Origin of the sequence: Streptomyces anulatus, assembly GCF_000721175.1 — a bacterium.
GTDB classification, from domain to species: Bacteria; Actinomycetota; Actinomycetes; order Streptomycetales; family Streptomycetaceae; genus Streptomyces; species Streptomyces anulatus_C.
This window is the reverse complement of sequence record NZ_JOEZ01000005.1, coordinates 141,999-163,106: the sequence shown is the minus strand read 5'-3', so window position 1 is coordinate 163,106 and position 21,108 is coordinate 141,999. Positions and strand designations below refer to the sequence as shown.

Sequence of the window (21,108 nt, the reverse complement as noted above, 5' to 3'; positions counted from 1 at the left end):
CCCGATCCCTGCGAACCATGACGGAAATCGTCAGACAGGGCCTAAGGGCTTAGCGGCTGAACCGGCCGAACGCCCCCCGGTGGAACAGGAGGGGCTCGCCCTCCTCCGCCGCCCCCAGCGCCTCCACCCGGCCGACCACGATGAGATGGTCGCCGCCGGTGTGGACGGCGTGGATGCGGCAGTCGATCCAGGCGGGTACGGAGTCCAGCAGCGGCGATCCGGTCGCCGGGGCGTCCTCGTAGGCCACCCCCGCGAACTTGTCGGCCCCGCTCACCGCGAACCCCCGGCAGAGCGCACCCTGTCCGGCCCCCAGGATGTTCACGCAGAACGCCCCGGCGCGGGCGATGCGCGGCCAGGTCGTCGACGTACGGGCGACCATGAAGGACACCAGCGGCGGGTCCAGCGAGAGCGAGGCGAAGGACTGGCAGGCGAAGCCCGCCGGCCCGTCCGCGTCGCGGGCCGTGACCACGGTGACGCCGCTGGCGAAGTGCCCCAGCACGCGCCGGAACTCCTCCGGGGCGACGGGTGGCCGCTCGTCGTCCCGGACGGCCCTGAGATCCGGCCGGGGCAGGGCCTCGGGCGGTGTCCCGGCCGGTGCCCCCGGTGCGGCTGTCGTGGCGGCGCCGACGGACCTGAGGTACCGGACGGCGGTGGCGGCCATGCCTGCGTGTCCCATCACACCGTCCATTAGAGCTGACAGGTCGTCAGATGTGAACCCGTGGGGACGGCCGGTCCGGGCGGGACCGGATGCCGGGCTCCGGGTGTCAGTTCCCGGAGCGCCGGGCGTAGTGGCGCTGCGCCTTCGCGCGGTTGCCGCAGCCCGCCATGGAGCACCAGCGGCGCGTTCCGTTCTTGGAGACGTCGTAGAAGTGCAGGACGCAGGCGTGGTTCGCGCAGGGGCGGATGCGGTCGGGCCGGTCCGCGACCAGCCGCAGCCAGTTCTCCGCCGCGTGCCAGGCGGGGACCCAGGAGGGGTCGTCCACCTCCACCACGGACTCCGGCGCCCCGTCGGCCCCCAGTGTGCGGCGGATGCGCCCGTGGGAGAGGACCTCGTTCAGCCGGTCGGCGCCCTCGGGGGTGGCCGGATCCTGACGGGCGGCCGCGGCGGCCAGGGTGTCGAGCGCCGCCCGGGCGCGGAGCAGCCGGTCCAGCGTGGCGCGGTCGGCGGCCGGGGCGGGGGCGGCGCCCGGGGGCCGGCCGGCGGCCGGGGCGGGGTGGAGGTGTTCGCGTACCGGAGGGCTGTCCAGCCAGACGGCCAGACCGGCCACGGAGTCCAGCAGGTCGTGCGGGCCGTCCCCGTCGATCCAGCGGGTGTTGAGCAGATCGAGGGCGAGCGGCTCGCCGGTCAGCGGCCGGGGGTCGGCCCCGGGGGGATGCGGCACGACTGGGCTCCTTCCGCCCCGCGGGGACGCGGGAGGGGGGTGACTGATCCATCGATCATAACCAGCCAAATGAAGATCACCGGTTGACGTATCTCTCTTCTAACCCTCAAACTCGATATCAACGGTTACGAGAAACCTCGCGGCCCTGACCGAAGGAACGGGATCGACCATGAGCAAGGCGAAGAACCTCCAGACGGGTCACGTCGGCCTCAACGTCACCGACCTGGAACGCTCGGCCGCCTTCTACCGCGAGGTCTTCGACTTCGAGGTGCTGGCCGAAGGCAAGGACGCCGATCGCCGCTGGGTCTTCCTGGGGCGCGACTCCCGGCTCGTGGTGACCCTGTGGCAGCAGAGCGAGGGCACGTTCGCGACGGACCTCCCCGGTCTCCACCACCTCTCGTTCCAGGTGGACTCCGTCGAGGAGGTCCGGGCCACCGAAGAGGTTCTGCGCGGGCTGGGCACGGAGTTCGCCCACGAGGGCGTCGTACCGCACGGCGAGAGCGGCACCTCGGGCGGCATCTTCTTCACCGACCCCGACGGCATCCGCCTGGAGGTCTACGCGCCGACCGGCGCCGACCCGGCGGACGCCCCGACCGCCGGTGCTCCCACCTGCGGCTTCTTCTAGACCGGCGGAAAGGAAAGGTGCAGGGCCATGAGCGGATACCACCAGGGTGAGATCGCCGTGCAGGAGCGGGCGGGCCTCGCCCGGCGGGCGGCGAGTGCGCAGCGGGCCATCCGCTCCGACATCCCGGAGGTGGCGGTGGACTTCCTGGCCCAGCAGCCCTTCCTGGTGGTGGGCGGCGCGGACGAGCGAGGGCGGATCTGGGCGACCCAGCTCACCGGCGAACCGGGATTCCTCAGCGTTCCCGCGCCCGACACCCTGGCCATCGGCGCACTGCCCCTGCCCGGCGACCCGCTGGCCGGTCTGCTGTCCGGCGCCGGCACGGGTGGTTCCGCCCCCGTCCGGATCGGCATGATCGGCATCGAACCGGCCACCCGTCGGCGGATGCGGATGAACGGCCGGGCGGTCCGTGACGGCGACGGGCTCCGCGTCGACCTCGACGAGACCATCGCCAACTGCCCCAAGTACATCCAGGTGCGCGAAGCCCACCGGATCGCTCCGGGCGAGGAGACCGGGTCGCTGCACACGGTCACGGACGGCGACGCCCTGAGCCCCGCGCAGCAGCAGGCGGTGCAGGCCGCCGACACCTTCTTCGTCGCCACCGCCTCCGACCGGGGCGACGCCGACGCCTCGCACCGGGGCGGCAACCCGGGCTTCGTCCAGGTGCTCACGCCCCGGCTGCTGCGCTGGCCCGACTACGCGGGCAACGGCATGTTCCTGACCCTGGGCAACCTCGAACTCAACCCGGCCGCCGGCCTCTTCGTGCCCGACTGGGAGACCGGGTCCTCCCTCCACCTGACCGGCTCCGCCCGCACGGTCTGGGACGCGGACGAGGTGGCCCGGGTGCCGGGGGCGGAGCGCCTCGTGGAGTTCGAGGTCACCGCCGTACGGGAGATCGCCGCCGCGTCCCCGCTGCGCTGGTCGGAACCCGACTTCCACCGCTTCAACCCGCCGGTGGCCGACTGATCCCCCTCAAGAGCCTGTCGGGTGACCTCTGACCGGGCGGTCGAAGGCCACCCGACAGGCTCTGAGCCCCGCGGCGGGGGCGCCCCTCTCAGGAGCCCCGGTACTCCGGCGACCGGCGCTCGACGAAGGACGCCACGCCCTCGTCGGCGTCGCGGGTGGTCATGTTGATCTCCTGGGCGGCGGCCTCGGCCGCGAACGCGGAGGCCCGGTCGCCGTCCAGGGAGGCGTTCAGCAGCTGCTTGGTGAGGGCGAGGGCCCGGGTGGGGCCCGCCGCCAGCCGGCCGGCCCACTCCTCGGCGAGGGACTCCAGCTCCCCGCCCGGGACGGTGCGGTTGACCAGGCCCAGGCGCTCGGCGTCCGCCGCCGTGAGGGCGTCCCCGAAGAACATCAGCTCCTTGGCGCGCTGCGGTCCCACCAGCCGGGGCAGCAGATACGCGCCGCCGCCGTCCGGGACGAGCCCCCGGCGTACGAAGACCTCGATGAACTTCGCCGTGTCGGCCGCCAGGACCAGATCGCAGGCGAACGCCAGGTGCGCGCCGATCCCGGCCGCCGTCCCGTTGACGGCGGCGATCACCGGCTTCTCGCAGTCGAGCACGGCGGCGATGAGCCGCTGTGCGCCGAGCCGTATCGTCCGGGCGACGTCCCCGGCGACCCGTTCGCGGGTGGGGGCCCGGGTGCCGCGCAGGTCGGCGCCCGCGCAGAAGCCGCGGCCGGTGGCGGTGAGCACGACGGCCCGTACGGCGGGGTCGGCGGAGGCCTCGGCGAGCAGGGCGATGATGCGTTCCCGCTGGTCCCAGGTGACGGCGTTCATGGCCTCGGGCCGGTTGAGGGTGATCCAGGAGACGCCGCCGCCGAGCGAGTGCAGGACGGTCTCCGTCTCCGGCCCGCTGGCCGGTGTGCCCGTGGCCGCCCCCGGCCCGGTGCTCGGCGTGCTCGTGTCCGCACTCGCCCCGGTGCCCGCCGCCTCCTCCTCCGGCCGTGCCCCCGGCCCGGTGCTCGGCGTGCCCGCGTCCGCACCCGCCTCCGGGCCGGTGCCCGCCGCCTCCCCGCTCACCGGCACACCGCCAGTGCGTCCAGGGCCACCGCGCCCTGCCCGCGGCCCAGCACCACCAGCGGGTTGATGTCCAGCTCGGTCAGGTCGTCGCCCAGCTCCAGGGCCATGCGCTGTACCCGCAGCACCACTTCGACGAGCGCGTCCACATCGACAGGGGGCCCGCCGCGCACCCCCTCCAGCAGGGCCCGGCCGCGCAGCTCGCCGAGCATGTCCCGGGCCTGCTGCTCGCCGAACGGCGGCACCCGGACCGCCGCGTCGTGCAGCACCTCCACCAGGACCCCGCCGAGCCCCACCGTGACGGTCGGGCCGAAGAGGGCGTCGTGGGTGACCCCGACCATCATCTCGACGCCCCGGTCGATCATCTGGCAGACCAGGACGCCGTCCAGGTCCACCGACTCGTACCGGGCGATGTCGGTCAGCTCGCGGTAGGCGTCGCGGACCTGGCTGGCCGAGGTGAGGCCGACCTTCACCAGGCCCAGCTCCGTCTTGTGGGCGAGCCGGGGGCCGGAGGCCTTCATCACCACCGGGTAGCCGACCGGGCCCGCCGCCCGGACCGCCGCCGCCGCGCTGGTCACCAGCTGCTCGCGCGGCACCCGGATCCCGTACGCGCGCAGGAGCTGCTTCGCCGCGTGCTCGCTGAGCTGCTGCCCAGGCCGCAGCAGGCCCCGCGCCTTGCGGAAGGAGGGCGACGGGGTGCGCGGGGCGTCCTCGAAGGGGGAGCGGTAGCGGCCGGTGAAACGGTGGTGGTCCAGGTAGGCCTTCACCGCGGTGACGCAGTTGCGAGACGTACGGAAGGTGGCGAGCCGGGAGGAGCCCAGCAGGGTGGTGCGGTAGGCGTCCTCGGTGCCGACGGGGGAGCCCCAGATCACGCAGACCAGCTTGTCGGTGGCCTCCGCCGCGTCCGCCAGGTCCTGGGCGAGCCGGTCGCTCATCGGGGGGAAGGGGCCGGTGATCGGGCAGATCAGCACCCCGACGGACGGGTCCGCGAGGATCGCGTCGATGATCTTCCGGCCGCGCCAGTCGCCGACCGGGTGGCCGCCGTTGTCGATGGGGTTGGCGACGTTCAGGTAGCCGGGTATCCAGGTGTGCAGCTCGTCCTGCTTCCCGGGGGAGAGGGTGGGCAGGGAGAGTCCCGCCGCCGTCGCCAGGTCCGCGAAGTGCGCGCCGGTGCCGCCGGAGATCGAGTACACCGCGACCCCCTCGGCCTGCGGCGGCCGGGCGCGGGCCAGCAGGGCCGCGGTGTCCTGGAGTTCGTCCAGGCCGTTCACCCGGATCACCCCGAACTGCCGCATCGCCGCGTCCACCACCTGGTCCGCCCCGGTCAGCTTCCCGGTGTGCGAGGCGGCGGTCCTGGCCCCGGCCTCCGTGCGGCCCACCTTCACGGCGACGACGGGGACCTTGGCGCGGGCGGCCCGGTCGGCGGCGAGCAGGAAGGAACGGCCGTCCTTGAACCCCTCGACGTAACAGGCGATGGCCCCGACCTCGGGGAGCTGCGCGAAGTAGGCGAGGAAGTCGGCGGTCTCCAGATCGGCCTCGTTGCCCGTGGGGGCCCAGTGCGAGAGCCGGATGCCCAGTTCCTGGAGGGCGTGGAGCGGGCGGCCCTGGTGCCCGGACTGGGTGATCAGGGCGATGGCGGGGCCTTCCAGGTCCTCGCGGAACCTCTCGAAGGCGTTCAGGTTGGTGTTCGGTCCGAGCAGCCGCAGCCCCGAGTGCTCCACGGCCGCCGCCAGCCGGGCCTGGGCCTCCGCGCCCGCCTCCCCGGTCTCGGCGAACCCGGAGGCGAAGGCCACGGCGAAGGGCACCTTGGCCTCGCCCAGCTCCTCGATCACCGGGAGCGGGTCCGCGACGAGGAGCACCGCGAGGTCTACCGGCCCGGGGACCTCGGCGACCGAGGGGAAGCAGTCCCTGCCGAACACGGCCTGCCGGGTCGGGTGCACCGGGTGCAGTCGGGCCCCGACCCGCTCGGCCCAGGCGATGAGCTGCCGGGTGACGCCGGTGTTGGGACGGCCCTCGGAGTCCGATGCGCCGACGACGGCCACCGATCGGGGCCGGAAGAAGCGGTCCAGGTCGGGCACGGTCAGGTGCAGCGGTCGCCCGCTGACGTCGAGGCCGCCCCGGGCCGAGGCCGTCGGCAGGCTGACGACGGCGGCGTGCGGCTCCTCGCCGCAGGCCACCACCCGGGCGCGGAAGCCGGTGGTGAGGGTGCCGTGAGTCGATCCAAGCATCGTTCCGCCCACTCCTGCTCGATGGCCCGCCGGTGAACAGGCGGGGCCGGCCGGTTAGCTGACACCTTGTCAGGTTACTGAACTGACGCTGCGTCAGGAATGGGTGTGCAGGCAAAGGCTCACGGATTCAATGGGTGTGCAGGCAAAGGCTCACGGATTCACGGGGCGGCCGTGCGGGCGGAACCTCCCGTGGTCACGGAGAGGCGTTCCGTGGCGTAGGGTGGTGTTCACCGACGCGGGGTGGAGCAGCTCGGTAGCTCGCTGGGCTCATAACCCAGAGGTCGCAGGTTCAAATCCTGTCCCCGCTACTGATGAACACGACTGAGGCCCGGATCCCAAGGATCCGGGCCTCAGTCGTTCCCCCCCCCCGGCGGTGCTGCGTGCCGGACGCCCGGACATCCCTCCCGGACGCTGAGCCATGGGCGGGGGCCGCCCGCCGCGTGAGGCTGGTGCCATGACTCAGACAGACGCGACCTCCGCGCAGGAACCCGTACTCGTGACCGGCGGCACCGGCAAGACCGGCCGCCGGGTGGTGGCCCGGCTCCGTGAGCTGGGAGTGGAGACCCGGGCGGCCTCGCGGTCCGGCGACACCCCGTTCGACTGGGCGGACCCCACCACCTGGGCGGCCGCCCTGGAAGGGGCCGCCGCCGTCTACATCGTCCCGCTCGACGCCTCGCCCTCCCCGACCCCCGCCTTCGTCGAGCAGGCCGTCGCGAGCGGGGTGCGGCGGCTGGTACTGCTCTCGGCCCGGGGCACGAACGAGCCCGGCTACTTCGGCCCCGGTTACGACGACGGCGGCCCGCACGGCGAGGGCGAACGGGCCGTCCGCGCCTCCGGGGTGACCTGGACGATCCTGCGGCCCGGCTGGTTCGCCCAGAACTTCAGCGAGGGCGTCTTCCTCGACGGCGTACGCGATGGCGAACTGGCGCTGCCCACCGGGGACGGGAGGGCCGCGTTCGTCGACGCCGACGACATCGCGGCGGTGGCCGTCGCCGCGCTCACCGAGGACGGCCACGCGGGCCAGGAGTACGGGCTCTCGGGCCCGCGCGCGCTCGGTATCGCCGACGTCCTGGACGAGATCGCGAAGGCGACCGGGAAGCGCGCCGCGTACGTCCCCGTCGACGCGGCCGACTTCCGGGCCGGGCTCGTCGCCCAGGGCTTCCCGGACGAGGAGGCCGGCCTCTGGACCGACGCGCTGAAGCCGATCACCACGAGCCGGGAGGCGCCCGTCCTGGACGGAGTGCGCCGGGCGCTCGGCCGGGAGCCGCGCGACTTCGCCGACTTCGTCCGGGACGCGGCGGCGAAGGGCGCGTGGGGCTGAGAAGGGCTTGTGGGGCTGAGGGGGCACGTCCCCGGGCCCTCGGGGAGCTCCCCGAGGGCCCGGGGGCGGCTCACCCCGCCGGGGCGGCCGCCTCCACCGCTCCGAGAGTCGCCGCCTCCCGCCGGAACGCGCTCGGGCTCTCGCCGCGCAGCCGCTTGAACGCCGCGCTGAAGCCGAACGCGTCCGCGTAGCCGACCCGCCGGGCCACGGCCGCCACGGTCAGTTCCGGGCGGGCCAGCAGGTCCGCCGCCAGCGTCATCCGCCACTCGGTCAGATAGGCCACCGGGCCGTCCCCGACGAGCTCGGTGAACCGCTTCGCCAGGGTCGTCCGGGACACCCCCGCCCGGCTCGCCAGCTCCGCCGTCGTCCAGGGGTGCGCCGGGTCCTCGTGCATCGCCCGCAGGGCCGGCCCCGCCACCTCGTCGCCGAGCGCCCCGTACCACCCCGGCGGATCCGCCTCGGGCCGGTCGAACCAGTCCCGCAGCGTGCACACCAGCATCCAGTCCAGCAGCCGGTCGAGCACGATCTGATCACCCGGCCGCCCGCCGCCGAGCTGCGCCTCCAGATAGTCGCGCATCGGCCCGCAGTCCTGCTCGTCGGGCACCACCAGGGCCGGTGGAAGCGCCCGCAGCAGCCGCTGGGGAACCTGCGCCTGCACGTCATAGGTGGCGGCCAACAGCACGGTGGAGCAGTCGAGCTCGGGACCGGGGTCCGGCGGGGCGCCGGTGTCCCGGAGGCGGCCCCAGTGCACCTCACGTGCGCCGTCGGCCCGCCCCGCCCCCGTACCGTCCGCCGGGTCGTCGGTGAAGACGAACGGGGCCGGCCCCCGGACGATCGCCGCCTCGCCGACCTTCACCCGCAGCGGCTCGCCGCCCTCCGGCACGATCCACCCCGCACCTCGCAACGGCAGGCACAGGGTCAGATACGCCCCGTCCGTGAACCGCAGCGACCACGGCGCCCTCAGCACCGAACGGCCGAACACCGCGCCCCTGCCCCGCACGCCCCGCAACAGCTCGTCGAACACGTCCATGACGCCCACGATATGCAGAGCCGCGGCCGTCCCGGACGATCACCCATGCACGGCGGACGGACGCCCATGCGCCTCCTGGCCGAGCTGACCCACCTGGTGGCCCGGCCGGCAGCTGCGGCGGCTTCGTCCGTTCGCCGGGACCAGGTGCTTCACGAGCTCGCCCGCGACCGGGCCGGCGAAGGCGTCGAGCCGGGCGTTCATGGTGTGCTCCTCCGCTGTCGTCACTGGCCGCACACACAGGACGCAACCGGCCCCGGGTGATGTGACATGCGGGAGCACGAGGGGCGTCACCTCCGGCGGCATCCGCCCGTCAGCGGTGGCCCAGGACGTTGACCACCTTGCCGTCGGGGTCGCGGACGAAGAACCTCCGCACGCCCCACTCCTCGTCCTGGAGCGGGTGGACGATCTCCGCCCCGCTCTCCCGCACCGCCGCGTAGGCGGCGTCCACGTCGTCCACCTCGACGCTCATGTCGGCGACGACCGGGGCGGTCAGGTCGTGTGTCATGAAGCTGACCTGCTGATGCGGCCGGGACGGCGAGGCGACGGTGGTGATCCAGCCGAGGTTCATGACCTCCTCGAAGCCGAGCAGGCCGTAGAACTCCCGGCTCTCCTCCACCGCCTGCGAACGGATGTTGGGCACGACGCGGCGAACGGTCATCATCGACTCCCCGGGAGAAGGTCCTGCACCAGGCTGACCCGGCCGCCGCCGACGTCCAGTGCCCTCGGCGTCCGGTCCTCGTGTGCACGGTAGTACCCGATCCACACCGTGCCGTCGTCCTGCCGGTGGGTGTCGTGGACGCGCTCGGCGAGCCAGCGGAGCAGAGCGCCGACCTCCTCCACCTCGTCCGGGTGGATCTCGGTCCGGGAGGTCAGCGCCCAGCCCCCGCCGGGGAGACCGGTACGGGCGGCAAGCGCCGAGCAGAGTGCGCCCCCCGTCCGCCACGCCGGTCCGCTGCCGGCCAGCAGCGGACGGGGCTCGTTCTCGATCTGCGGTACCCCGTCGTCGTCGACCACCACGCACGGGAAGCCGGTCAGGACGGTCAGGTGCCCGGGTTGCGGGCCGAGCCCCAGATGCCAGCGCAGCTCGGCCAGTTGCTGTTCCGACAGCTCGTCGCGCAGGTCGACCGTCACGGTCAGCTCGTAGACATCGCTCATGGGGCCGGACCCTACCCACCGGCTCGGACGGCCGTTCCCGCCCTCAGCGCGACGCCCGCGCCACCCTCTTGGCGATCTTCTCGGCGTCCAGGGCCAGTTCGCGGAGCATCCCGCTGATCGGGTTGGTGAAGCCGGTGAAGTAGAGCCCCGGGGCCCCCTTCGGCGAGCGGCCGCCGTGGGTGACCGGGCGTCCCCGGCCGTCGAGGACGTCCAGGTGGCCGACCAGCGGCTCCAGGGCGCGGTCGTAGCCGGTGGCCGTGATGACGGCGTCCGGGGTGAGGCGGGTGCCGTCGGCCAGGACCACGGCGTCCTCGTCGAAGGAGGCGACCGTGGCCACGGGCACCACCCGGCCGGTCTTCACCGCCGCCACCAGGCCCACGTCCTGGACCGGGACCGCGCCTTGCCTCGCGCGGGAGTACAGGCCCGTCGTGGGGCGGGGGAGGCCCCGGTCGCCGAGGTCGGGGGAGGCGACGCGGCTCAGCAGGCCGCTCGCCCGGTCGACGAGCCGCACCGGCAGGCGGCGTATCAGGATGCCCGCTGCCTGCGCGGGCACGCCCGCCGTCGAGCGGCGCACGATGTGCGGGGCGGTGCGCACCGCGATCCGTACCCGGGAGGCCCCGCCCTCCGCCAGGTCCACCGCTATCTCCGCACCCGTGTTGCCGATGCCGACGACCAGGACGTCCCGGTCCGCGTACGGGGCCGGGTTGCGGTACCCCGCCGCGTGCAGCAGCTCGCCCGTGAACGTCTCGCTGCCCGGCCACCGCGGGATGCGCGGGGTGTGGTTGAAGCCGGTGGCGACGACGACCGCGCGGCCCCGCAGGACCCGCCCGCCCGTCGCGGTGAGCTGCCAGTCGCCGGAACCGTCGGGGGCCGGGTCGATCCGGGTCACCTCGACGCCGGTCACCACTTCCAGCCCGTGGTGCTCGGTGTACCTCTCCAGGTACCGCACGACGTCGTCCCGGCCCACCCACCGCCCGAACCCGCGCGGCATCTTCAGCCCCGGCAGCGCCGACCAGCGGCGGGTCGTGTGCAGACGCAGCCGGTCGTAGTGGCCGCGCCAGGAGGCGCCGACCCGGTCCGACTTCTCCAGGACCACCGCCCGTACGCCCCGGGCGCGCAGCGCGGCAGCGGCGGCGAGGCCTCCGGGGCCGCCGCCGATGACGTAGACGGGACGGTCGTCCGTACGGTCGGTGAGGGCGACGGCGTCGTCACGGGCTGCGGTGGACGGGCTGTTGGGCATGGTTCGGAGCGTAATCGCCCAGTCTGTTGATGGGTCTCGGTCAAGAGGGAAAACGATTGCGAATTGATCACGGGCACCGTGGTGACGCCGGGGCGCGTGCGCACCCCTTGCGCCGGGCCCGGGGATCCGGTGAACTGACGTACCGTCAGAAACTAGCGACCGGAGGCCCGGTGCGGACGATCTGGCTCAGCGGTGCGGAATGGCTCGCCGTCCTGCGGATAGGCCTCGGCCTGTGGTGGCTGGAGAGCTGGCGGCACAAGGACAAGAAGGGCTGGTTCGAACGCGGTACGGGCATCGCCTGGGCGGCGGACGTCGCGGGCAAGCACCGTTGGGGTGTGGTGCGCACGGGCTTCCGGCGGATCGTCGCGCCGCACCCGAAGCCGATGGCGTACGTCGTCGTCTACGCCGAACTGGCCCTCGGGCTCGGCCTGGTGACGGGATTCCTGACCCCGGTCGCCCTCATCGCCGGACTCCTGCTCAACCTGCTCTACCTGGTCCTGATGATCCACGACTGGGCCGAGCAGGGGCAGAACGCGATGATGGCGCTGATCTCCCTGGTGGCCCTGTTCGCCATGGCCTGGCAGACGTGGTCGCTGGACGCGGCGTTCGGGCTGTTCCTGTGAGCCCGGGGACGCCCCCGGGGCGCGCGGCGGCCCCGCGCTTCGACCTCCCGGAGCCGGACGCCTTCACCCGCCGCTACTGGGACGCGGCGGCGGAAGGACACCTGCTCCTGCGGCGCTGCGGCGCGTGCGGCCGGGCGCATCACTACCCGCGTGAGTTCTGCCCGTACTGCTGGAGCGAGGACGTCGGGTGGGAGCGCGCGAGCGGGGACGCGAGCCTCTACACGTGGTCCGTCGTCCACCGCAACGACCTGCCGCCGTTCGGCGGGCGCGTGCCGTACGTCGCCGCCGTCGTCGACCTCGCGGAGGGGCCCCGGATGATGACGGAGATCGTGGAGTGCGCGCACGCCGGCCTCCGGATCGGGATGGGGCTGACGGTCACGTTCCGGGGCGCGGGGGAGGGCGGCGGGGAGGCCGTGGCGGTCTTCCGGCCCCGCGGCTGACAGGCTCCGCGACGTCCGGGTGGGGCCGCGACGTCCGGGAGGAGCCGCGACGTCCGGGAGGAGCCGGGCGGCCAGGTGGGGCCGGGGCTCGGCTGGACTCCGCCCGGAAACGGCCTGTCCGCGTTCGCCACCTGTGGAAGGGTGGCGCCGGGGCCATGATCCGCGGGTATGAGGGGGCGGCGTGCGACGGTCGGGGGATGTCACGGGCTGGGCGTTCCTGGCGGAAGTGGACGGAGCCCGGCACGCCGGGCTGGCGGTGGGGCAGGCGGGGCTCAGCCCGTTCACCGGGGCCGGTGCCGGCGGAAGCCTGTTCACCCGGGCGTACGCGCGGGGGCTGGCCGCGCTCACCTCGCTGGACGAACTGCCGTTCGCGGCCCCCGTCGACGCACGGTGGTGCGTCGACCGGGACGCGGCCGGCGACGTCGCCGTCTTCGGCCCCGGCGGCCTGGAGCTGGCGTACGACCTCGGCCTGGACCTGCCGCCCGGCTGGCTGGAGACGGTCGCCGGTGCCGGATCGCTCGTCCTGGTGGTGTCCCACGTGCTGCCGGCCGCGGGCGACATGGTCGCCGTGCTGACCGACGAGACGCGGCGGGGCATGGTCTGCGCGGGCCGGGTGCGGTTCGGTCCGCCCGGCCACGCGGCGGCCGGGCCGCCCACCGTCACCTACGTCCTCGACCCGGTGTCCGTCCTGCTGGAGCTGGCGCTCCATGTCAAGGACCGGGTGCTGTCGCTCGACACCGCCAAGCTGCGGGCCCGCGAAACGGAACGGACGCGGCGCGGACTGGAGCGGGAGCTGGCGGAAGCGCACGGGCCGACCGCCGAAGCGATGCTGCACGCACTGACCGTGGAGGCGTCCCGGAGTCAGGAAGCGCCCGCCGATGTCCTGCACCTCTACTGGCGGCTGGTGGCCGAGGTCGCCGAGGAGTGCGGGGCGGAGCCCACCTGGCGGGAGGCGGCGCTGCGTACGGTCGAGAGTGCGGCGCCGGTTCTCGCGGAACGGTGCGACCGCTCGGTGTTCGAGGAGGCCGACGCGGTGGCGGGCCGCCTGATCGCGGAGCTGGAGGGTTCCCCGGGCCTGGCCGCCGCCCTCCTGGCCGCGGCCAGGCTGCGCCTGGCGGTACTGGGGCCGGAGGATCGCGGCGGCGACCTGTACGCCGGTGAGCGGTGGACCGTACGGGCCGCCCAGCTCGCCGCGGACCTGTACCGCTCTCCGCCGCACCGGCAGCGGTCCGGCGCCGGGTGGCCGTTGCGGTTCGACGCGCGGCTGCGTGTGGAGACAGGGCAACTGCTGCTACGGGCGGCCGAGTCGGACGGCCGGGAGAACGGGCCGGGCAGTGCGCTGCGTCCGGTGATCCTGGCCGCGCTGGCCCAGGTGCTTGGCGAGGACGGCGGCGTGGACCAGGAGACCGCGGGGGCCGCGTTCGCCGCACTGTACGAGGCGCCCGGGGCCGCTCCACCGGACCTGCTGCTCTTCCTGCTCCGGTCGCTGCCCGACGCCCCCGACACGCTCGTCGACGTCGTACGCGAGAACGTGTTCGGCTCGGACGTCCGTGCCTTCCTCGCCGCGCACGGCGGTGCCGTCGCCACCCGCACCGTCGACCAGGGCGTCAACCTCGCCCGGGAACGCTCCGACCGGCCGCTGCTCCGTGCCGCACTGGACTGGGCCGACAGCTGCTCCCCCGTCCGGGGCCCGGCACACCGCCGGCAGCTGACGGAGGCCCGGCTGCACGCCCTGCCCGACGACCCCACCGACTGCCCCGGCCCCGGCCCGCTCCCGGAGTCCTTTCCGGCGGACTGGCCCGCGGCGCGGCGCTCCGCCGCACTGCTGCACACGGCGGCCCACGCCCGCGACCGGGGGCAGCCCGCGCTGGGCGTCGCCCTCCTGCGGCAGGCGGGGCCGGGAGACGGCGCGGGGGTGAGACTGCTGACGGCGGACCTCTACCGGCTGGCCGTGGAGCGGGGGGAGCCGGTGGCCGGCCGGGTCCCGTTCCCGTGGGGGCACTCCACCTACGCCGCGCTCTGCTACGCCTCGCTGAACCAGCGGGAACTGGCCCAGGCCTGCCTGCTGCCCGTCCTCCACGACCTACCGCGGCTCCGCGGCGACGACCTCAGGAACGCCGTGTACGCGATCATCGTGGACGTCCCGAACTTCGACACCAGCGGTGCCCCCGAGCTCGGCGAGGTGCTGCGCGACCTCGTCCACGCCGCCCTGTGGCAGCTCACCGTCGAGATCGAGACGATGCCGGTGGCGCTGGTGCTCGGCCTCCACCAGGCGGGCAAGGGGCCGGAGGCGGGCGCGTGGCGCCGGATCGACGGCCCGGTCACGCGGCCCGCGCACATCGAGAACTACGTCGGGAGACTCCGCGCCCTGGAGAGTCCCACCGCCCTCGGCGGTACGACGGCGAACCTGCTCGACGTGCTGGACGCGGACCACCACCCCGGCGAAGCCGACGACGAGCGCGAGGAGTTCGCCCGTAACCTGCGCCGGCGCATCTCCTCGTTCATCGACGACGAACTGCGCGCACGCTCGGCGGCGTTCGTGGACGACGAGCGCCTGTGGGCGCGGACCGGAGAGCTGCTCGACGACCGCACGGTCCTGCTCAGCTGGTTCCTGCCCACCGCGGTGAACGGCGCGGCCGTCCTGCTCGCCGTCACCCGCGAGGGCAGCGAGATCATCGTGTGGCTCGGCGACCCCGACGGCGGCGGACCGGAGGGCGCCGAAGCGTACGCCGACCGGCATCCCGCAGCCGACCTCGTCGAGGCGGTCCGGACGGAGGTCGAACGCGATCCGCTCTTCGGCGATGTGACACCGGAGGGCCGCAGACTGCTGACGGGGCACGAACTGCCGCTCCCCGACGGCGACCGGTGGGCCGCGTGGCGCGCCCGGGGCAAGGACCGCCTCCTGCTCTGGCCGCACGGCGCACTGCACTACCTGCCGGTCGCGCTGTGCGCCGCCGGTGACCTCATGATCGCCGACGAGTGGACCGTCATCACCGTCGCCGGCCTCGAAGCGCTCCTGCCCGCCGCCGGCCCCGCACGCCCCCGCCGCACGGCGGTGCTCGCCTCCGCGGCCGGTGGCGTCCCCTACGGACTCTCCGCCGAGCCCGCGTTGGAGGACCACGCCCGGACGGTCGCCGCAGCGGTCGGTGCGAACGCGCTGACGGGTCCGGCCGCCACCCGTGCCGGACTGCTCGCCGAACTCGCCACGGCCGACGTGGTCCACCTCGCCGTCCACGGCACGATGGACCAGGACGCGCCCTGGCTGCACTGCCTCTACCTCACGCCGGACGATGACGACGACGGCCGGCTCTTCGCCCACGACTTCCTCGAACTCGACCTGAGCGGCGTCCGCCTGGTCACGATCGCCGCCTGCGAGTCGGCGCTGGGCCGCTTCGACCGGGCGGACAACGTGCGCGGCGTCCCGGCGGCGCTGATCACCGCCGGTGTGCAGGCCGTCGTCGGCTGCCTGTGGGCGGTCCGCCCCGAACCGGCCGCGTACTTCTACCATCGCCTGCACCTGCGGGCCGGGTCGGCCGACGACCCCGAGCAGGCGTTCCGCGAAGCACAGATCGCCACCCGGGCCCGGTACCCCGCATACCGTGACTGGGGAGCGTTCACCTGCCTACTGGGCCGGAGCAAGGGAGCCGACGCATGACCGAGGTCCAGCTGCACGACGTCGCCCTCGTGCCGGAGCGCACGCTCGGCGCCCCGGCCGACGACGGAGCGCTGCGCGGCCGGCTCACCTTCGGCTGGGACCTGCTGCCCGCCGACCACGGGAGCGCCCCCGCCGACTGGCTCGCCCACACCCGGGCCACACCCGGGCGGGAGTACCGCCACCTGCTGCTGGTGTGCTCCTTCCGCCCGGAGACCCCGCAGGCACCGGGCGCGTTCCGGCACGCCTCCCTGGCGGTCGCCCTGGCCACCCCCGACCCCGCCGTACGGCCCGTCGCCCGGCTCATCGACCCGGGCGTACGCACCCGCCCGGCGGCGGCCGGCCCCGGCACCGGACTCAGCTTCACGGTCAGCACCGGCATCGTGGACGTGGGCGTCGAGCGGCAGCCGGAGGCGGGCCCCGGCCGGGAGGAGTGGATCGTGCGCGGCCACGGGGCGTCCCAGCCGGACCCGCAGTGGGAGTTCCGACGCCTGCGCCGCGTGCCGCTGGTCGGCGATCACCCGGTGGCCGCCCTGGTGGAGCTCGTCCCCGGTGCGGTGAACACGGCCGAGGTGCTGGTCGCCGCCGAGCTGGAGCACCGCAGCTGGGGCATCCGCCGCTACCGGGCCCGCCTGGGGCCCGCGTCCCACGGCATCACGCTGGGCCCCTGAACCCTCTCCGCCCGCCCGCACACCCCACCGACGGGCCCACCTTCGCCGTCGCCCCGGCCGCCTGGAACGCGTTCCTGGAGCACGCCACCGTCAACGGCTGAGCCTCATCGGCCGAGCCGGGGCCGATACGCGTCAACGGGGCCGCAGCCCCAGGGTGAGGCCGGCCGGGAGCAGCGTCGTCCGTACGTCCGGGAGCGGGGCCATGCGCTCCACGGTGAAGCGGAACCGGGCCACGAGCGTGGACAGGACGGTCGCCAGCTCCAGGTCCGCCAGCGCCTTGCCGACGCACCAGCGGCTGCCGATGCCGTACGGGAGGTACTCCCCGGCGGCCGGCTGGAGCGACGCCCAGCGGTGCGGGCGGAACGCCGAGGGGTCGCTGAACACCGGTGCGGTGCGGTGCATGACGTACGGCGAGATCATGACCGCCGCGCCCGCCGGGAGGCTCCAGCCGCCACAGGTCTGCTCGCCGTCGGCCGTGCGCAGGATCAGCCAGTTGGGCGGCCACAGGCGCAGTGACTCGGCGATCGTCCAGCGCAGGATGTCCGGGGTGGTGTCACCGCTGACCTGGTCCACGGCGGCGGCGCACTCCTCGGCCACGTCCGGCTCGCGGGCCAGCGCCACCAGGGCCCAGGTCATGGCGGCGGCCGGGACCCGGTAGGAGGCGAGGCCGTTGGAGACGAGCATGCGGACCGTCGCCTCGCCGTCCAGACCGGAGGCGGCCAGCGACGCGACGAGTCCGCCCTCGCCCGGCCCGTCGAGCACCCGGCGCAGCTCCTCCTCGAGCTTCTTCTGCGCGCTGACCGACCGGCGGTAGCGGGGCAGGAGACGGCGTACGGCGGGCGGGAAGTGGAAGGGACTGCTGATCAGCGGGGTGAGCGCGTTCAGCAGGTCGCCGGTGCGCGGGGCGGCGGCCCCGGCGTCGCGGGTGCCGAAGCAGAACCGGGCGAAGGAGCGGGCGGACAGCTGCTCCAGCTCGGCGACGGGGTCGGTGACCGAGGAGCGGGTCCGCCAGCGGTCGCACAGCCGGCCGGTCTCCTCCGCCAGCCAGGCCCGGTGGGCCTCCAGCGCCGGGGGAGACATGCCCTTCTGGGTGGCACGCCGGCCCCGCATCCACGCTTCGGTGGCCGGGTCGCCGCGCACGCCGCTGACCTCGTCGCGCCGGATGTTGCCGGTGACGAGGAAGTCGGTGTTCGTGCGGCGGAGCACGTCGTGGACGGCGGCCGGGTCGTTCACCAGGACGGTGCCCCCGGTCAGCTCCACCACCGGACCGTGCCGCTCGACCGAGGCCAGGAGATGGCCGAGGCGGTCCTTCTCGTACTGCTCCATCAGTCCGGCCTGCGTCGCTCCCGTGCGGACCGGGCGGCGGGGCATGGTCTGTTCGGTCAACGGGACACCCCTGGATCGGAGAACGGCCCGGCCCCGACAGGCGGGGCCGGGCCGTCATCGGGCCTGACGAGCTACGGGATCCAGGGGTAGGCCCCGGCGGCTCCCTTGGTCGTGAAGCCGAACTTGCTCGCAGCCTTGTAAAGAATGCGCTTAGCCATCGGACACCTCCTCGTACGTGGGGAACATCGACGGTGTGACCACCGTCGTCAGCGGTGAATACCTAGCCCAACGTGGCGACAGATAAACAGAGTTGCAGGAGAAGTTTCGGCAACTTGCCGTTACGGCAGGAAGTTTGGCGGGCTAGGGTGACCGAAAGGACCGCCGGGCTCGCGGCCCCACCCCGGCTGCACCGGGCCCGGTACGGCCTCCGGGCCCACCCGGCCCGCGGGCCGCCACCACCACGACTCATCAGGGGAGCTGTTGTGACGGACCCGGCCGCGGTCGATCTGCTCGACATCGACCCCGCCTTCGGGTCCGATCCTTACCCCGCCTACGCCGTGCTGCGGGCCAGAGGACCCGTCCACGAGATCCGCGGGGGCGGCGAGGAGCGGTTCTGGCTCGTCGTCGGCCATGACGCCTGCCGGGAAGCGCTCACCGACCCCCGGCTCAGCCGGGACTGGCGGCGCAACGGCCACCTGGCCACCGGTCTCGACGCGCCGCCCGCCACGGACGGCCCCGGCAACGCCCACATGCTGCTGAGCGACCCGCCTGACCACACCCGGCTGCGGCGGCTGGCCGCCCGCGCGTTCACCCCGCGCCGCGTCGCCGCTCTCGCCCCGCGCATCCAGGAAGTCACCGACGGGCTGGTGAGTGACATGCTCGCCGCCGAGGACCGCCGGGCCGATCTGGTGGACGCGCTCGCCTACCCGCTCCGGATCACCGTCATCTGTGAGCTGCTCGGCATCCCGGACCTGGACCGGGACTCCTTCCGGCGGTGGTCCGACGAGATCACCGCGCCCACCGGTGCGGAGGCCTCGCGGGCCGCGCAGGCGGAGGCGGTGCCGTATCTCGGTGGGCTGATCGCCGCCAAGCGCGATGCGCCGGGGGACGACCTGCTCAGTGACCTGATCCACACGGTCGACGACGGCGGGGACCGGATGAGTGAGGACGAGCTGCTATCGATGGCTCTCCTGCTGCTCCTGGCAGGGCACGAGTCCACGGTGAACTTCCTCTGCAAGGGCGTCCGCGCCCTCTTCGCCCACCCCGATCAGTTCGCCCTGCTCCGCGGCGACCTGGACGGCCTCGTGGAGGGGGCGGTGGAGGAGATGCTGCGCTACGACGCCCCGGTGGAGACCGCACCGCCCCGGGTGGCCGTCGAGCCGGTGGAGATCGGCGGCCGGGTCGTCCCCGCGGGCGCCGTGGTCCTGATCGCTCTGGCCGACGCCGACCGGGACCCGGCCCGCTTCGCCGCCCCGGACCGCTTCGACATCCGCCGCACGCAGGCCGGGGGCCGGGGCCATCTGGCGTTCGGCCACGGCGTCCACCACTGCCTGGGCGCACCGCTGGCCCGTCTGGAAGGGCGCATCGTCTTCCGCACCCTGCTCGACCGCTGCCCGACGCTCGCCCCGGACGGGGCTCCGGGGGAGGACCGGATGTCGGGGCTGCTCGTGCGCGGAGAACGGAAGGTTCCGGTCCGGTGGTGAGGCGCCGGAGTGCCGGCGCGGGCTTTCACAGCCCCGGAGCCCCCCACACCGGGAACCACCGCGACAGGTCCTTCTCCACCCGGAGGTCGTCCCCGAGCGCGCCCCGCACCTGGAGCTCCAGCTGGTTGTCCCGCTTCTCGGCACCGCCGGGCAGCGGGGCGAACGGATAGAACGTGCCGCGCTTGTACAGGTAGACCAGGGCCAGCGCCCGCCCCTCCGCGTCCCGGAAGCCGATCAGCGAGCAGAGCAGATGAGGGCCGAAGCCGCCGTCCTGGAGCAGGGTGTTCACCGCGTGGAGGTCGTTGACCAGGCCCGCCGTGTCGTCGGCAGGCTGGCTGGCCAGCAGCCAGGTGTAGCCGTACGCGTCCCGGCTGAACTCCACCGGGATGCCGCCGCGCTCCGTGTCCGCGTCCAGCAGCTCCCGTACGTCCTCCTGGAGGCGCGCGAAACCGCCGCCCTCCACGCCCGCGAAGCAGACCGAGCCCAGGCCGGTCGGGGTGAAGCCGGTGGCGGCCTGGAGGGTGAGGGCGGCGGAGGGGACGGCGAAGAGCTGGTCGAGGTCGGGGCGGACGGGTTTGCTGCGGCCGAGGATGGCGTCGAGCAGGCCCACGGGCGTCACTCCCTAACTGCTTTCAACTGCTCTTGACTGCTCAGCGGGACAGGTCGGTGGAGATGCGGGACAGCTGGTCCAGACGCTGCTCCAGCGTCGGGTGGGAGGAGAACAGCCGGCCCAGGCTCTCCTTCGCGGAGAACGCCGGCACGAAGTAGAAGGCGTTGTACGGCTCCGCCTTCCGCAGGTCCTCGGTCGGGATGCGGGCCATCTGCCCGCTGACCTTCGTCAGGGCGGAGGCGAGCGCGGACGGCCGGCCGGTGAGCAGGGCGGCGGCCCGGTCGGCGGACAGCTCGCGGTAGCGGGAGAGCAGCCGGGTCAGCAGGAAGCTGATCGCGTACACGACGGCACTGATCAGCGGTATCAGCAGGAGCAGGATGCCCGCCGGGTCGTTGCCCGGCCGGCTGCGGGCGAAGCCGCCCCACAGGGCGATGCGGGTGATGATTCCCGCCAGCACCCCGAGGAACGAGGCGATCGTCATGACGGCGACGTCCCGGTGCGCGACGTGCGACATCTCGTGCGCGAGGACGCCCTCCAGCTCCTCCGGCTCCAGTCTGCGCAGCAGACCCGTCGTCGCGCAGACCAGGGCCGTCTTCTCACTGCGGCCGGTGGCGAACGCGTTCGGTACGTCGCTCTCGGCGATGGCCACCCTGGGCTTCGGCATGTCGGCCAGCGCGCAGATGCGGTCGATGGTGCCGTGCAGCTCGGGGGCCTGCTCGGGGGTGACCTCGCGGGCCCCCATGCCGTACGCGGCGATGCGGTCGCTGAACCAGAACTGGGCGATGAACAGACCGCCCGCGATGATCAGGATGATCGGCCAGGAGCCCCGCAGGGCCGCGAGGAGCACGCCCACGAAGACGACGTAGAGCAGACCGATCAGGAACATGGTGGTGACCATGCGGCCGGTCAGGCCCCGGTCGGGGGCGTAGCGTGAACGGGCTCGTGGCATCGGTGCCTCCCAACAGCTCACCTCTCACCTGACTCCCATAGTGCCCCTTTACGGTGAGAACCGGGTAAACGTGCTGTCGGCGCAGGTCAGGGACCACACAGGTCCGGGACCGCACAGGGACCGCATCGGTCAGGCTGCA

20 protein-coding genes and 1 tRNA gene are annotated in these 21,108 nt (G+C 73.9%); 9 read left to right on the top strand and 12 right to left on the bottom strand.

From position 1 onward, the window contains the following. Positions 1-49: 49 nt before the first annotated feature. The gene (locus IG90_RS0107270; RefSeq protein WP_030579289.1) at positions 50-661 is read right to left on the bottom strand and encodes a flavin reductase family protein; all 612 of its coding nucleotides are present in this window, start codon (positions 659-661) and stop codon (positions 50-52) included. Positions 662-764: 103 nt separating this feature from the next. After that, complete coding sequence (locus IG90_RS0107265) at positions 765-1,382, bottom strand: CGNR zinc finger domain-containing protein (RefSeq protein ID WP_030579287.1); 618 nt, start codon at positions 1,380-1,382, stop codon at positions 765-767. A gap of 169 nt (positions 1,383-1,551) precedes the next feature. On the opposite strand from IG90_RS0107265, the gene IG90_RS0107260 reads away from it, so the two are divergent. Both IG90_RS0107260 and IG90_RS0107255 read left to right on the top strand, forming a co-directional pair. Continuing rightward, on the top strand, positions 1,552-2,007 hold the full coding sequence (locus IG90_RS0107260; protein ID WP_030579284.1) for a VOC family protein: 456 nt from the start codon (positions 1,552-1,554) through the stop codon (positions 2,005-2,007). Between the two features lie 27 nt (positions 2,008-2,034). Beyond that, entirely contained in the window at positions 2,035-2,970 is a 936-nt protein-coding gene (locus IG90_RS0107255) for a pyridoxamine 5'-phosphate oxidase family protein (protein WP_030579281.1), read from the top strand. A gap of 88 nt (positions 2,971-3,058) precedes the next feature. Here IG90_RS0107255 and IG90_RS0107250 read toward each other — a convergent pair whose 3' ends face one another. Further along, positions 3,059-4,030 carry an enoyl-CoA hydratase/isomerase family protein gene (locus IG90_RS0107250; RefSeq protein WP_030579278.1) on the bottom strand — a complete coding sequence of 324 codons (972 nt, stop codon included), beginning with the start codon at positions 4,028-4,030 and terminating at the stop codon, positions 3,059-3,061. Beyond that, the gene (locus tag IG90_RS0107245; protein ID WP_030579275.1) at positions 4,021-6,249 is read right to left on the bottom strand and encodes an acetate--CoA ligase family protein; all 2,229 of its coding nucleotides are present in this window, start codon (positions 6,247-6,249) and stop codon (positions 4,021-4,023) included. The genes IG90_RS0107250 and IG90_RS0107245 overlap by 10 nt, the downstream gene beginning before the upstream one ends. A gap of 234 nt (positions 6,250-6,483) precedes the next feature. Between IG90_RS0107245 and IG90_RS0107240 the strand changes: the two genes are divergently transcribed. Both IG90_RS0107240 and IG90_RS0107235 read left to right on the top strand, forming a co-directional pair. Continuing rightward, positions 6,484-6,557, top strand: a tRNA-Met gene (locus IG90_RS0107240). A gap of 146 nt (positions 6,558-6,703) precedes the next feature. Continuing rightward, positions 6,704-7,570 carry an NAD(P)H-binding protein gene (locus tag IG90_RS0107235; protein WP_030579272.1) on the top strand — a complete coding sequence of 289 codons (867 nt, stop codon included), beginning with the start codon at positions 6,704-6,706 and terminating at the stop codon, positions 7,568-7,570. Between the two features lie 70 nt (positions 7,571-7,640). Here IG90_RS0107235 and IG90_RS0107230 read toward each other — a convergent pair whose 3' ends face one another. The 5 genes from IG90_RS0107230 to IG90_RS0107210 form a co-directional block, all read right to left on the bottom strand. Beyond that, positions 7,641-8,600: an AraC family transcriptional regulator gene (locus IG90_RS0107230; RefSeq protein WP_030579270.1), complete on the bottom strand. Its 960-nt coding sequence runs from the start codon at positions 8,598-8,600 to the stop codon at positions 7,641-7,643. A 39-nt stretch (positions 8,601-8,639) separates the two neighbouring features. Beyond that, positions 8,640-8,801: a hypothetical protein gene (locus tag IG90_RS44230; protein ID WP_157846298.1), complete on the bottom strand. Its 162-nt coding sequence runs from the start codon at positions 8,799-8,801 to the stop codon at positions 8,640-8,642. 109 nt (positions 8,802-8,910) lie between these two features. Beyond that, on the bottom strand, positions 8,911-9,258 hold the full coding sequence (locus tag IG90_RS0107220; RefSeq protein ID WP_030579267.1) for a VOC family protein: 348 nt from the start codon (positions 9,256-9,258) through the stop codon (positions 8,911-8,913). After that, positions 9,258-9,755, bottom strand: a complete 498-nt coding sequence (locus tag IG90_RS0107215; RefSeq protein ID WP_030579264.1) for a hypothetical protein — start codon at positions 9,753-9,755, stop codon at positions 9,258-9,260. The genes IG90_RS0107220 and IG90_RS0107215 overlap by 1 nt, the downstream gene beginning before the upstream one ends. A 43-nt stretch (positions 9,756-9,798) precedes the next feature. After that, complete coding sequence (locus tag IG90_RS0107210) at positions 9,799-10,995, bottom strand: flavin-containing monooxygenase (protein ID WP_030579261.1); 1,197 nt, start codon at positions 10,993-10,995, stop codon at positions 9,799-9,801. A gap of 170 nt (positions 10,996-11,165) precedes the next feature. Here IG90_RS0107210 and IG90_RS0107205 point away from each other — a divergent pair, with 170 nt between their 5' ends. The 4 genes from IG90_RS0107205 (at position 11,166) to IG90_RS0107190 (ending at position 16,381) form a co-directional block, all read left to right on the top strand. Then, a complete protein-coding gene (locus IG90_RS0107205; protein ID WP_030579258.1) occupies positions 11,166-11,618 on the top strand; it encodes a hypothetical protein in 453 nt (150 codons plus the stop codon). Continuing rightward, positions 11,615-12,058, top strand: a complete 444-nt coding sequence (locus IG90_RS0107200; RefSeq protein WP_030579255.1) for a Zn-ribbon domain-containing OB-fold protein — start codon at positions 11,615-11,617, stop codon at positions 12,056-12,058. Before IG90_RS0107205 ends, IG90_RS0107200 begins: the two co-directional genes overlap by 4 nt. 181 nt (positions 12,059-12,239) lie before the next feature. Beyond that, on the top strand, positions 12,240-15,713 hold the full coding sequence (locus IG90_RS0107195) for a CHAT domain-containing protein (RefSeq protein WP_030579252.1): 3,474 nt from the start codon (positions 12,240-12,242) through the stop codon (positions 15,711-15,713). Next, entirely contained in the window at positions 15,710-16,381 is a 672-nt protein-coding gene (locus IG90_RS0107190; protein ID WP_030579249.1) for a hypothetical protein, read from the top strand. Before IG90_RS0107195 ends, IG90_RS0107190 begins: the two co-directional genes overlap by 4 nt. Positions 16,382-16,513: 132 nt before the next feature. On the opposite strand, the gene IG90_RS0107185 is transcribed toward IG90_RS0107190, so the two are convergent. After that, positions 16,514-17,767 (bottom strand): cytochrome P450, encoded by a 1,254-nt coding sequence (locus IG90_RS0107185; RefSeq protein WP_157846299.1) that lies wholly within the window; start codon positions 17,765-17,767, stop codon positions 16,514-16,516. 422 nt (positions 17,768-18,189) lie between these two features. On the opposite strand from IG90_RS0107185, the gene IG90_RS0107175 reads away from it, so the two are divergent. Then, entirely contained in the window at positions 18,190-19,410 is a 1,221-nt protein-coding gene (locus IG90_RS0107175) for a cytochrome P450 family protein (protein ID WP_051860038.1), read from the top strand. A 25-nt stretch (positions 19,411-19,435) separates the two neighbouring features. On the opposite strand, the gene pspAB is transcribed toward IG90_RS0107175, so the two are convergent. Next, the gene (gene pspAB, locus IG90_RS0107170; RefSeq protein ID WP_030579242.1) at positions 19,436-20,020 is read right to left on the bottom strand and encodes a PspA-associated protein PspAB; all 585 of its coding nucleotides are present in this window, start codon (positions 20,018-20,020) and stop codon (positions 19,436-19,438) included. Between the two features lie 40 nt (positions 20,021-20,060). After that, positions 20,061-20,969 (bottom strand): zinc metalloprotease HtpX, encoded by a 909-nt coding sequence (htpX, locus tag IG90_RS0107165; protein WP_030579235.1) that lies wholly within the window; start codon positions 20,967-20,969, stop codon positions 20,061-20,063. Positions 20,970-21,108 lie beyond the last annotated feature (139 nt).